Below are 12760 nucleotides of genomic sequence, written 5' to 3' on the forward strand. Positions count from 1 at the left end.
CCCACGTCGTCCCGGGCAAGCGAAGCGCGACCCGGGACCATAACCACAGGGTTGCGTTGTTGAAGCGAACTGTGGCCCCAGCTCGCTCCATCTCCACGTCCTGTGGTTATGGGTCCCTGCTTTCGCACTAGCGTATATACATATCCTCCGCAGTCTTTCCGGAGTCTTCTCAAAGAGTTGGCCGAAAACCGCAGAGAACTTACTCATCTGCACTAGGGTTGCGCCCGCCGATTTCGGCTCTCGCCTAGTAGCTAACCCCTTGATGATGAGTCGGTTTTCTAGCCTCGAAGAGATGTGTAAATGCCCTAGTGCTTTCGCAGGGACGACATCGAGTATGGGGTGGCGCTTTAGATCACCTGTCCGCACGCCCGATCACGTCCATCAGCTCGGCGATCTTGCGCCGCTGGTCGGCCTTGTCGCCGGACGAGATCGCATGCTCGACGCAATGCGCCACATGATCGCGCAGCACCTCTTCCTCGACGCGGCGCAGCGCCGCGCGCGCGGCCGCGATCTGCGTCACCACGTCAATGCAATAGCGGTCGTCCTCGACCATGGCGGCCAACCCGCGGATCTGACCTTCGATCCGTTTGAGCCGTTTTACGCAGGATGTCTTGACCTCGTCTCTCATAGGTCTCATATACCCCCCTAGGGTATCTAAATCAAGAGGTCGGATTACCGGCCGGGAAGAGTTTCGTGGCACACGCAAAGCACGACCATTCGCACGCGGATCATCACCACAATGGCGCGGCCGCGCATTCCTGCTGCGGCGGCAAGCATGATCACGACACGCCGCCGGCCGAGGCGGCGTTCGCGATCGATCCGGTCTGCGGCATGAAGGTCGACCCGGCGACCGCCAAGCATCGCTTCAGCTACCAGGGCGAGGAGTACCTGTTCTGCAGCGGCCGTTGCCGCGAGCGTTTCGAGGCCGACCCTGAGAAGTATCTCAAGCCGCGCGAGGAGGAGCCGCCGGCGCCCGCGGGCACCATCTACACCTGCCCGATGCATCCGGAGGTGCGCCAGGTCGGTCCCGGCAGCTGCCCGATCTGCGGCATGGCGCTGGAGCCCGAGCAGGTCTCGCTCGACGACGGCCCCGATCCCGAACTGATCGACATGACGCGGCGGTTCTGGATCGGCCTCGCGCTGACCGTGCCGGTGTTCGTGCTCGAGATGGGCAACCATCTCGGGCTGATGCAGCTGGTGCCGCAGCACTGGTCGAACTGGATCTCACTCGTGCTGGCGACGCCGGTCGTGCTGTGGGCCGGCGCGCCGTTCTTCGTGCGCGGCTGGCAGTCGCTGGTCACCCGCAATTTCAACATGTTCACGCTGATCGCGATGGGCACCGGCGTCGCCTATGTCTACAGCGTGGTCGCGACGCTGGCGCCGCAGCTGTTTCCGCCCGCGTTCCGCGACATGCATGGCGCGGTCGCCGTGTATTTCGAGGCGGCGGCCGTCATCACGGTGCTGGTGCTGCTCGGCCAGGTGCTGGAATTGCGCGCCCGCGCGCAGACCTCAGGCGCGATCCGCGCGCTGCTCGGCCTCGCGCCAAAGACCGCGCGGCGCATCACCGAACACGGCGACGAGGATATCGACATCGACGCGATCAAGGTCGGCGACCGCCTGCGCGTGCGGCCGGGCGAGAAGGTTCCGGTCGACGGCGTCGTCGTCGAGGGCAGTGCGGTCATCGACGAGTCCATGGTCACAGGCGAGTCGATGCCGGTCACGAAGGCCGAAGGCGCGAGCGTGATCGGCGGCACCGTCAACCAGAGCGGCGGCCTCGTGATGCGCGCCGAGAAGATCGGCCGCGACACCATGCTGTCGCGGATTGTCGACATGGTGGCGAAGGCGCAGCGCTCGCGCGCGCCGATCCAGCGGCTCGCCGATCGCGTCGCCGGCTGGTTCGTGCCGGCAGTGATCGCCGCCGCCGTGCTCGCCTTCATCGCCTGGACGGTGTTCGGTCCGGAGCCGCGCCTGACCTTCGCGCTGGTCGCCGCCGTCACGGTGCTGATCATCGCCTGTCCGTGCGCGCTGGGATTGGCAACGCCGATGTCGATCATGGTCGGCGTCGGCCGCGGCGCCCATTCCGGCATCCTGATCCGCGACGCGCAGGCGCTGGAACGGATGGAGGCGATCGACACGCTGGTCATCGACAAGACCGGAACGCTCACCGAGGGCAAGCCGAAGGTCGTGCGCGTCATTGCCGCCGAAGGATTCGACGAGAGCGATCTGCTGCGCGTTGCCGCCAGTGTCGAGCAGGGCAGCGAGCACCCGCTGGCGCAGGCGATTATCGCCGCCGCCAGGGAGCGCAAGCTCGCATCGTCCGCCGTCAGCAATTTCGCCTCGCCCTCCGGCAAGGGCGCGACCGGCACGGTCGAGGGCAGGCAGGTTGCGCTCGGCAACGCGCTGCTGATGGCCGAGCTGAAGATCGCGACGACAGCGATCGACGAGGCGGCCGAGGCCGCGCGGCGGGACGGCGCCACGGCAATCTATGTCGCGGTCGATGGCCGCATCGCCGGGGTGATCGCGATTGCCGATCCGGTCAAGCCGTCCGCGACCAGCGCGCTGCAGGCACTGCGTGCCGAGGGCCTGCGCATCGTGATGCTGACCGGCGACAATGAGACCACCGCGCGGGCGGTGGCAAAGACACTCGGCATCGACGACGTCGAGGCCGGCGTTCTGCCGGAGCGCAAGAGCGAGGTCGTGCAGCGGCTGCGGGGCGAGGGCCGCACCGTCGCGATGGCAGGCGACGGCGTCAATGACGCACCGGCGCTCGCCGCCGCCGATGTCGGCATCGCGATGGGCGGCGGCACCGACGTCGCGATCGAGAGCGCCGGCGTCACGCTGCTCACGGGCGACCTGATGGGCCTGGTGCGCGCGCGGCGGCTGTCGGTCGCGACCATGCGCAACATCCGCCAGAACCTGGCGTTCGCCTTCGTCTACAACGCCGCCGGTGTGCCGATCGCGGCCGGCGTGCTGTATCCGCTGTTCGGCATCCTGCTGTCGCCGATGGTCGGTGCCGCCGCGATGGCGCTGTCTTCGGTCAGCGTGATCGGCAATGCGCTGCGGCTTTCGCAGGTGAAGCTGGACTAGGCGTCTCTTACCTCGCCCCGCTTGCGGGGAGAGGTCGGATCGCATCGCAAAATGCGATCCGGGTGAGGGGGACTCTCCACGAGTCTGTCTCTCGCCTTTTGTGCGGAAGCAGCCCCTCACCCCAGCCCTCTCCCCGTAAGAACGGGGAGAGGGAGCGGAGCGATCACGCCGGCACCAGCAGCTGCGCGCGGCGCTCTATCTCGGCATCGAGCCAGGTTGCGAGATCCTCGCTCACCGCGACCATCGGGAGCCGCACCTCGGGGCTGTCGATCAGCCCCTGCCGCCATAGCCAGTGCTTGGCGGGCGCGGGGCTCGGTTCGGCGAACAGCAGCCTCGTCAGGCCGACGACGCTCTGCCAGGCGGCCAGCGCCGCATCGCGCTGGCCCTGCTGCAGCAGCGTGCGGATCGCAGCGAAGGTGTTCGTTTCCAGATGTGCGGACAGCAGGATCGCGCCGTCGGCGCCGTCCGAGAGCGCATCGAAGGTTTGCGCGTCCTCGCCGGTCAGCACGCGAAAGCCGGCCGGCCGGCGGTTGAGGAAGTCGATCGACTGCGCGCGGTCGGCGCAGCAATCCTTCATGCCGGCGATGTTCGGATGGTCCGCGAGCGCCAGCAGCGTCTCGTTGGTCAGGTTCACCGCCGTGCGATAGGGGATGTTGTAAAGCACGATCGGCCACGACGCGTGATCGGCGAGCGCGTTGAAGTGCTGCACGAGCCCGCGTTGCGAGGGCCTGATGTAATAGGGGCTGGCGATCAGATAGCCGTTGATCGGCCAGTCGGCCGTATCATCCAGCGCTTCCTTCATCCGGGCGGTCGAGGCGCCGGAGAGCCCGAGACAGACCGGCAAATGGCGGGAGCTGGCACTGAGCTCGTCGAGCACGACGCTCACCAGCCCCTCCAGTTCGTCCACGCTGAGCGCCATGCCCTCGCCGGAGGTTGCGCCGAGAATGAACCCGTCGACGGGGCCATTGGCGTAGTGCCGTACGAGACGCCGCAGCGACGTGACGTCGAGCTCGCCGTTACGGAATGGCGTGATCAAAGGCAGCCAGAGGCCCTGCAATTGCTGATGTAGATCGGTCATGTTCCATCTCCTTAAGAAGGCAAAGCCGGAGACGGGACCAACAAAAAACCCCGTCCAGGCGGCGGGGTTTCGGGATCGGTCTGAATGCGAAGGTGATCTTATCGCGCGCGATCTCGTGTCCCCGGGAGGGGAGCTTTTTTCGACGACAGAACGGCGCACGAAGTCGTGATCATTGGATAATGATGCTGCGCTGCGAGGTTGTTGTCAATGCACATGCTGATCGGCGCGTGCGGCGCGTTTTGCGCATGACGTGGAGGTGAAAAGGCACGGCGATGAAAAAAAGCCGGGCTCGAGTGAGCCCGGCTTAAGGTATTGGCCACGTGAGGCCGACACAATCACCTTCCAAGAGGGATTACTGAACTTCCGCGCCACTGGAGGAGGGGGACATATGCGCGACGCGAACGCTCAGCGTGTAAGCACTATGATCCCCATCGACGGCTTGCAGCAACTATCCAGGTCGCATGTCAGTCATGCGGAGACCGGGGGCAGCACGGATATCCCTATAAAGCAGCCCTATAAGGGCGGCTTAATCACGACGGCCAGCGCTGCGCCTTGCTGACCACGAAGTCGCGGAACACCTGCACCCGGGCCACCGTCTTCAGCTCTTCCGGATAGACGAAGTAGGTGTCGAGCGCGATCGAGTCGGACTCGCCGAACAGCTGCACGAGGTTGTTCTGTTCGACCAGATAGTCCGGCAGCGCGGCGATGCCGAGGCCCTGCTGGCAGGCGCGCACGAGGCCGAGGATGTTGTTGACCTTGAAGTAGGGCTCGCGCGGACCGGAGCCGTTGCGGCCGGCATCGATCAGCCAGCTGCGGTTCTGCAGATGCGCCGGCACCTGCGAGTCGCCGAGCATGATGATGCGGTGCGAGTCGAGATCATCGAGCGTGCGTGGCGTGCCGAAGCGCTTGATGTATTCCGGCGAGCAGTAGGCATGGAAGCCGATCGAGAACAGCTTGCGCTGGATCAGGTCCGGCTGGGTCGGCTTGCGGGTGCGGATCGCGACGTCGGCCTCGCGCATCGAGAGGTCGAGATCCTCGTCGGTGACGATCAGGGAGATCCGGATGTCGGGATAGAGCGCGGTGAACTCGTCGAGCCGCGGGATCAGCCAGTTGATGCCGAGCGCCGGCGGCGTCGTGATCTTGAGGTCGCCGCTCGGCCGCTCGCGGCTGTCGGTGAGCTTTGCGCGGGCCGCCTGCAGCTGCATGAACACGTCATGCGCGGTGCGGAACAGCAGGTCGCCCTGTTCGGTGAGGATCAGGCCGCGGGCGTGGCGGTGAAACAGCGACACCGAGAGCTCCTGCTCCAGCGCGCTGACCTGGCGGGAGACCGCCGATTGCGACAGGCCAAGCTGTTCGCCGGCATGCGTGAAGCTGCCAGCCTCCGCCGCTGCGTGAAAGACCTTCAGCTTGTCCCAATCCATATCCGTAAATCCGTCGCGAGATCGTGCCATGATTATTCCGCCGCTGCGCGATCGCTCGCGCGAAGAGCCAGGAAGCGTTCCGCCTCGAGCGCAGCCATGCAGCCGAGGCCGGCGGCGGTGACCGCCTGCCGGAAGGTTTCATCCGCCACGTCGCCCGCGGCGAACAGGCCGGGCATCGAGGTCGCGGTGGAGTTCGGCGCAACCTCGACATAGCCCGACGGTTTCAGCTTGATCTGGCCTTTGACGAGCTCCGTCGCCGGCGCATGGCCGATCGCGATGAAGACGCCGTCGGTTTTGAGGTTCGTGTGCGCGCCGGTCTTGACGTTCTTCAGCCGCACATGAGTGACCTTGTTCGGGTTCTCCGATCCGCAGATCTCGTCGATCGCCGAATCCCACACCACCTTGATCTTGGGATGCTTGAACAGCCGTTCCTGCAGGATGCGCTCGGCGCGAAAATGACCGCGGCGATGCACGATGGTGACCTGGGAGGCGTGATTGGTCAGGTACAGCGCTTCCTCGACCGCGGTGTTGCCGCCGCCGACCACCACGACTTCCTTGCCGCGATAGAAGAAGCCGTCGCAGGTCGCGCAGGCCGACACGCCGCCGCCCTGGAACTTCTCTTCCGAGGGCAGGCCGAGCCAGCGCGCCTGAGCGCCGGTGGCCAGGATCACGGTCTCGGCAAGATAGACCTCGCCGGAATCGCAGGTCAGGCGAAACGGGCGCTGGCCGAGTTCCAGCTTGTTGACGTGATCGGTAACGATCTTGGTGCCGACATGGGCCGCCTGCTTCTCCATCTGCTCCATCAGCCAGGGGCCCTGGATCACATCGGCGAAGCCGGGATAGTTCTCGACGTCGGTGGTGATGGTGAGCTGCCCGCCCGGCTGGATGCCCTGGATCAGCACCGGCTCGAGCATCGCGCGTGCCGCGTAGATCGCTGCGGTGTAGCCGGCGGGGCCGGACCCGATGATGACGACCTTGGCGTGGACAGGCGCGGGCATTAGCTGATCCCTCTCTGCTGGGGACTTTGACGGGGACTTGTGTGGGAAGCACCCCGGAAGCAGGTCACGGCGGTGCTGAAAGTGTCAAATCCAAGTCTAAGATATCTGGGAAGCTATGCAAGATTTGCAATCCATGGCAGCGATTTTTCCCCGGAACTGAAGTCACATTCGCGAAATCGTGCGCTGCACGCGCAATAAAATTGCGCAATGCCAGCGGGCTGCGCTATGAGAGTTGCCGGCGGACCTGCCAAGCCTTCCAAACCCCTAGGGAACTGTAGTCGCGTGTCGAAGAACCTTGACGAGATCGACCTCAAAATCCTCGCCGAGATCCAGGCCGATGGCCGAATCACCAATGTGGAACTGGCCAAACGCGTCGGTATCTCGCCGCCGCCCTGCCTGCGCAGGGTCCGGGCGCTGGAGGAGGAAGGCTACATCCAGGGATACCGCGGCCTGCTCGATCCGCGCCGCCTCGGCTACGACGTCACGGTGTTCGCCTCGGTGCATCTGTCGAGCCAGGCCGACGCCGATCTCCGCGCCTTCGAGAATTTCGTGCGCGCCGAGCCGCTGGTGCGGGAATGCTGGATGCTGTCGGGCGAAGTCGATTTCATCCTCAAATGCGTCGCGCCCGACATGGCGACGTTCCAGGATTTCGTCACCCACCTGACGGCGGCGCCGCATGTGCGCAACGTCAGGACGTCACTGGTGCTGCACAATTCGAAATATGAGGCCGCGGTGCCGCTGGGATTGAAGGCGGTCGGCTAGAGCGCCGTGCGCGTCATTCCGGGGCGATGCGTTAGCATCGAGCCCGGAATCTCGAGATTCCGGGTCTGACGCTAACGCGCCATCCCGGAATGACGTCGTCAATGAGTGGGAAGCGCCTAGCGCTGCTACCTCTTCCCCATCGCAGCGTCGACGCTGATCGGACCCGGACCCGAGGTCGCAAGGTAGAGGCAGGCGAAGCAGAACGCGATCGCCAGACTGCCGTTATTGAGCAGCGGGTAGAACCCTTTTGGGAAATGGCCGATGAAGTAAGCGAAGGCCATTTCACCCGCCAGGATGAAGGCGACGATCCGCGAGAAGAGACCGATCATCAGGAGCCCGCCGAGTACCAATTCGAGTGCGCCGGCCGCGCCGATCAATGAGAACAGCTCGACCTTCTCGAACATTGTCCCGGGTGGGAATTTGAAAATTTTGGCAACGCCGAACTGAAACAGCAGCAGTCCGGTGATGAACCGGAACAGGCTGAGCGCCACCGGCTGGAGCTTGGAGAACATCTGGTCCATTGTCATTTACCCCCTGTTTGACACACTGGAACGTTGCAAGATGCAGAAACACACGGTGTCCGCCACCGGAGTGTGATGTCAACACCTTGCGCCTGGAATCATTCCTCGCGCGATGGCAGTTGCGAGAGAACGCGGCAGCGGCACGGTGACGCGCAGCGATCCGTGTTGCGACGCGATCGTCAGCCCGAACTCCGTCCCCCCGACATGATTATACTGCATAAACATGTCACGGCCTCACTGGCATGGCGTGCAGCGGCTCTCCATTCACATTGCTGTCAGACCGGGGAGAAACGCGGGGCATAAAAAAAGCCGCGTGCGTGACGCGGCTTTTCTGCACCAGTCACGTGAAGGTAACTACCGCCACTCGACCTTGGTGATCTCGTAGGCCTTGGCGCCGCCCGGCGCCATCACCTCGACGGTGGTCCCCTTCTTCTTGCCGATCAGCGCACGCGCGAGCGGCGAGGTGATGGAGATGCGGCCCTTCTTGGCGTCGGCCTCGACTTCGCCGACGATTTGCCACACCGCCTTCTTCTCGGTGTCCTCATCGATCAGCGTCACGGTCGCGCCGAACTTGATGGTGTCGCCTGACAGTTTCGAAATGTCGATGATGTCGGCGCGCGCGAGCTTGTCCTCGAGCTCGGCGATGCGGCCCTCGTTGTGCGATTGCTCTTCCTTGGCGGCGTGATACTCGGCGTTCTCCGAGAGGTCGCCGTGCGAGCGCGCTTCCGCGATGTGTTCGATGATGCGCGGACGATCCACCGATTGGCGATGCTTCAACTCGTCCGTCAGCGCGGCGTATCCGCCCGCGGTCATCGGAACCTTATCCATCATCTTCGTCCTTCATCGCGCGCGCCCGGCGGCCGTGCACGAATATCCAGTTCAGCTAACGCAGGAATCAGGGCGCCAACGCGCCCGGAAGCCCAGTGATATTCGGCCCCGCTAAGGGCCGTGACAACATCCAATTGCGCGGTGAGTTCCAGCCATTCGGCTAATTGACCGCTTCGGGCCTTCAGCCCGGGCAGCGGTCAGCTTTCGGAAAAGTAACTCTGAAGCGTGCGGACCTCAAGGTCCCCGGCCCGATAGGCCCGGATTCCCCGTGCGGCCGCCACCGCGCCCGAAAGAGTGGTGTAATATGGCACTTTATGCAAGAGGGCAGCCCGCCGCAGCGAGCGGCTGTCGGCCAGCGCCTGCGGACCTTCGGTGGTATTGAAGACCAGCTGGACGTCGCCATTGGTGATGGCGTCGACGATGTGCGGACGGCCTTCGAGCACCTTGTTCACCTTTTCCGTCGGCACGCCGTTGTCGCTGAGGTAGCGCTGCGTGCCCGAGGTTGCCATCACCTTGAAGCCGAGCGAGTGCAACAGCCGCACCGCATCCGCGATGCGCATCTTGTCGTCGCCGCGCACCGAAACGAACACCGTGCCCTGCCGCGGCACGCGCGTGCCGCCGCCGAGCTGGCTCTTCGCGAACGCGACCTCGAAGGAGCGGTCGATGCCCATCACTTCGCCGGTCGAACGCATCTCCGGTCCGAGCACAGTATCGACGCCGGGGAAACGCGCGAACGGGAATACCGATTCCTTCACGCCGACATGGCCGAGCTTCTTCTTCTTCAGCTTGAAGTCGGCGAGCTTTTCGCCGGCCATGATCCGCGCCGCGATCTTGGCGACCGGCGTGCCGATCACCTTGGCGACGAACGGCACGGTGCGGGATGCGCGCGGGTTGACCTCGAGCACGTAGATCTCGCCGTCCTTGATGGCGTATTGCACGTTCATCAGGCCGACCACGTCGAGCCCGAGCGCGAGCTCGCGGGTCTGCCGCTCCAGCTCCTCGATGGTCTTGGCGTCGAGCGAATGCGGCGGCAGCGAGCAGGCGGAGTCGCCGGAATGGATGCCGGCTTCCTCGATGTGCTCCATGATGCCGACGATGAAGGTGTCCTTGCCGTCGCAGAGGCAGTCGACGTCGACTTCGGTCGCGTCGGACAGATAGCGGTCGAACAGCAGCGGGTTCTTGCCGAGCACGGTGTTGATCTGCCCGGTCTTGTCGTTCGGGTAGCGCGCCTTGATGTCGGCGGGCACCAGCTCGGGCAGTGTTCCCAGCAGGTAGTCGTTGAGCTGGTTCTCCTCGCGGATGATCTGCATCGCGCGGCCGCCGAGCACGTAGGACGGACGCACGACCAGCGGCAGGTCGAGGTCGGCGGCGACGAGGCGGGCCTGCTCGACCGAATAGGCGATGCCGTTCTTCGGCTGCTTGAGACGCAGCTTGTCGAGCACGCGCTTGAAACGGTCGCGGTCCTCGGCGAGGTCGATCGCGTCGGGCGAGGTGCCGAGGATCGGCACTTCGGCGGCTTCGAGCGCGTGGGCAAGCTTCAGCGGGGTCTGGCCGCCGAACTGCACGATCACGCCGTGCAGCGTGCCGTTCTTGCGCTCGGTCGCGATGATCTCGAGCACGTCCTCGGCGGTCAGCGGCTCGAAATACAGCCGGTCGGCGGTGTCGTAGTCGGTCGATACCGTTTCCGGATTGCAGTTGACCATGATGGTCTCGTAGCCGGCGTCCTCGAGCGCGAAGCAGGCGTGGCAGCAGCAATAGTCGAACTCGATGCCCTGGCCGATGCGGTTCGGCCCGCCGCCGAGGATGATCACCTTCTTGCGGTCCGACGGCGCGCTCTCGTCGGCAAATTCGCCGGCGAACGGCCGCTCATAGGTCGAATACATGTAGGCGGTCGGTGAAGCGAACTCCGCCGCGCAGGTGTCGATGCGCTTGAATACCGGGCGCACCCCGAGCGCGTGGCGCTTGGCGGTGACGTCGGCCTCGGTGGTCTCCGTGAGCACGGCGAGCCGCGCGTCGGAGAAGCCCATCGCCTTCAGCATCCGCATGGCGAACGCATTGGTCGGCAAGCCGCTGCTGCGGATCTTGCCTTCCATCTCGACGATGGCGCGCAGCTCCGCGAGGAACCAGGGATCGATCTTGCAGGAATTGAAGATATCCTCGTTGGACCAGCCGAGCCGCATCGCCTGCGCGACCTGCAGCAGGCGGTTCGGCGTCGGCGTGCCGAGCGCCGCGCGGATCGCGTTCTTGTCGTCGCTGCGGCCGAGGCCCTCGATGTCGATCTCGTCGAGGCCGGTCAGCCCGGTCTCGAGCCCGCGCAGGGCCTTCTGCAGGCTCTCCTGGAAAGTGCGACCGATCGCCATCACCTCGCCGACCGACTTCATCGAGGTGGTCAGCGTGGAGGAGGCGCCGGGGAATTTCTCGAACGCAAAGCGCGGAATCTTGGTGACGACGTAGTCGATCGTCGGCTCGAACGAGGCCGGCGTCGCGCCGCCGGTGATGTCGTTGGCGATCTCGTCGAGCGTGTAGCCGATCGCAAGCTTGGCGGCGACCTTGGCGATCGGAAAGCCGGTGGCCTTGGAGGCCAGCGCCGACGAGCGCGACACGCGGGGATTCATCTCGATCACGACCATGCGGCCGTCGTCCGGATTGATGCCGAACTGCACGTTGGAGCCGCCGGTCTCGACCCCGATCTCGCGCAGCACCGCAATCGATGCGTCGCGCATGATCTGGTATTCCTTGTCGGTGAGCGTCAGCGCCGGCGCCACCGTGATCGAATCGCCGGTGTGCACGCCCATCGGATCGACGTTCTCGATCGAGCAGATGATGATGCAATTGTCCTTCTTGTCCCGCACCACCTCCATCTCGAACTCTTTCCAGCCGAGAACGGATTCCTCGATCAGCACCTCGTTGGTCGGCGAGGCGTCGAGGCCGCGCTCGATGATGTCGAGATATTCTTCCTTGTTGTAGGCGATGCCGCCGCCGGTGCCGCCGAGCGTGAAGGAGGGGCGGATGATCGCGGGCAGGCCGATGTCGGACAGCGCCATCAGCGCTTCGGCCAAGGCCTGCTGCTGGTAGCGCTTGCGCCGCTCGTTCTCGCCGCCTTCCCACTGCCGTTCGAAGGCTTCGAGCTCGGGGCCGGACAGCTTGGCCTGATCGGCGAGGTACTTGTCGCGGTCGGACTTCTTCAGCGCCGACGCGTTGGCGAGCCGCGACCTAGGCGTCTGCAGCCCGATCTTCTCCATGGCGTCGCGGAACAGCTGGCGGTCTTCGGCCTTGTCGATGGCGTCGGCGGTGGCGCCGATCATCTCGACGTCGAACTTCTCCAGCGTACCCTGCTTGCGCAGCGACAGCGCGCAGTTCAGCGCGGTCTGGCCGCCCATGGTCGGCAGCAGCGCGAAGCCGCCGGGCACGACGTGGCGTTCCTTTTCGATGATCTTGGCGACGATTTCGGGCGTGATCGGCTCGATATAGGTCGCATCCGCCAGCTCCGGGTCGGTCATGATCGTGGCCGGGTTGGAATTGACCAGGACGATCCGATAGCCCTCTTCCTTGAGCGTCTTGCAGGCCTGCGTGCCGGAATAGTCGAACTCGCAGGCTTGGCCGATCACGATGGGACCGGCGCCGATGATCAGGATGGTGGAGATGTCGGTTCTTTTGGGCATCGGCTCTCGCGGACTGGAATTTAGGCACAAAAAAAGGGCGCGCTTCCCGCGCGTCCCTCGAGCCATGCGCTACATGTTGTAGCGCCGGAAGCGCGATCCCTCGCGCGCGGGTGGTCTTTAGACCAGTTTCCGCACCCGCGAAACCCCCAAAAACGCGCAATCAACCGCGATTCTGGGGGAAAATCCGCATTCGGCGTATGCCGGTTGGGGGTGCTCGGGATTGGGAGGGGCTACCGGCCCGGCTTCGCCCTGCGGGCTACGCCGCGGCAGCCTTCGCTACGAGAAGGCCTGCCGAGCCGAAGCTGCGTCAGCAGCGAAGGCTGGAGGCCCGGCCTGGATTTGAACCAGGATAAACAGTGTTGCACCACTGCCGCGTCGAAGCTTCCGCCACCGGGCCGAGTGG

The 12760-nt window shown here is 64.8% G+C and carries 9 protein-coding genes and 1 tRNA gene; 2 read left to right on the top strand and 8 right to left on the bottom strand.

All coding sequences use genetic code 11. The features are described 5' to 3' along the window. Positions 1-352 precede the first annotated feature (352 nt). Positions 353-628, bottom strand: a complete 276-nt coding sequence (locus tag J6525_RS41305) for a metal-sensitive transcriptional regulator (RefSeq protein ID WP_225648977.1) — start codon at positions 626-628, stop codon at positions 353-355. A 65-nt stretch (positions 629-693) separates the two neighbouring features. Here J6525_RS41305 and J6525_RS41310 point away from each other — a divergent pair, with 65 nt between their 5' ends. Continuing rightward, positions 694-3087, top strand: coding sequence for a heavy metal translocating P-type ATPase (locus tag J6525_RS41310; RefSeq protein ID WP_225648967.1), 2394 nt, complete (start codon positions 694-696; stop codon positions 3085-3087). A 163-nt stretch (positions 3088-3250) separates the two neighbouring features. Here the strand turns inward: J6525_RS41310 and J6525_RS41315 are convergent, their stop codons facing one another. The 3 genes from J6525_RS41315 to trxB form a co-directional block, all read right to left on the bottom strand. Further along, on the bottom strand, positions 3251-4165 hold the full coding sequence (locus J6525_RS41315; protein WP_225648968.1) for a 4-hydroxy-tetrahydrodipicolinate synthase family protein: 915 nt from the start codon (positions 4163-4165) through the stop codon (positions 3251-3253). A gap of 530 nt (positions 4166-4695) precedes the next feature. After that, positions 4696-5616, bottom strand: coding sequence for a LysR family transcriptional regulator (locus J6525_RS41320; RefSeq protein WP_026192264.1), 921 nt, complete (start codon positions 5614-5616; stop codon positions 4696-4698). 2 nt (positions 5617-5618) lie between these two features. Further along, positions 5619-6584, bottom strand: a complete 966-nt coding sequence (trxB, locus tag J6525_RS41325) for a thioredoxin-disulfide reductase (RefSeq protein ID WP_225648969.1) — start codon at positions 6582-6584, stop codon at positions 5619-5621. Between the two features lie 282 nt (positions 6585-6866). Between trxB and J6525_RS41330 the strand changes: the two genes are divergently transcribed. Continuing rightward, the gene (locus J6525_RS41330; protein ID WP_016845095.1) at positions 6867-7346 is read left to right on the top strand and encodes an Lrp/AsnC family transcriptional regulator; all 480 of its coding nucleotides are present in this window, start codon (positions 6867-6869) and stop codon (positions 7344-7346) included. Positions 7347-7471: 125 nt separating this feature from the next. Here the strand turns inward: J6525_RS41330 and J6525_RS41335 are convergent, their stop codons facing one another. The 4 genes from J6525_RS41335 to J6525_RS41350 all read right to left on the bottom strand — a co-directional run bounded on the left by J6525_RS41335 (position 7472) and on the right by J6525_RS41350 (position 12754). Further along, positions 7472-7867 carry a DoxX family protein gene (locus J6525_RS41335; RefSeq protein WP_057017035.1) on the bottom strand — a complete coding sequence of 132 codons (396 nt, stop codon included), beginning with the start codon at positions 7865-7867 and terminating at the stop codon, positions 7472-7474. Positions 7868-8221: 354 nt separating this feature from the next. Beyond that, complete coding sequence (gene greA, locus J6525_RS41340) at positions 8222-8695, bottom strand: transcription elongation factor GreA (protein WP_018269816.1); 474 nt, start codon at positions 8693-8695, stop codon at positions 8222-8224. Positions 8696-8892: 197 nt separating this feature from the next. Beyond that, positions 8893-12357 carry a carbamoyl-phosphate synthase large subunit gene (carB, locus tag J6525_RS41345; RefSeq protein WP_225648970.1) on the bottom strand — a complete coding sequence of 1155 codons (3465 nt, stop codon included), beginning with the start codon at positions 12355-12357 and terminating at the stop codon, positions 8893-8895. A 321-nt stretch (positions 12358-12678) separates the two neighbouring features. Further along, positions 12679-12754, bottom strand: a tRNA-OTHER gene (locus J6525_RS41350). Positions 12755-12760 lie beyond the last annotated feature (6 nt).

Origin of the sequence: Bradyrhizobium australafricanum, from assembly GCF_020329495.1 — a bacterium.
Lineage (GTDB): Bacteria > Pseudomonadota > Alphaproteobacteria > Rhizobiales > Xanthobacteraceae > Bradyrhizobium > Bradyrhizobium australafricanum.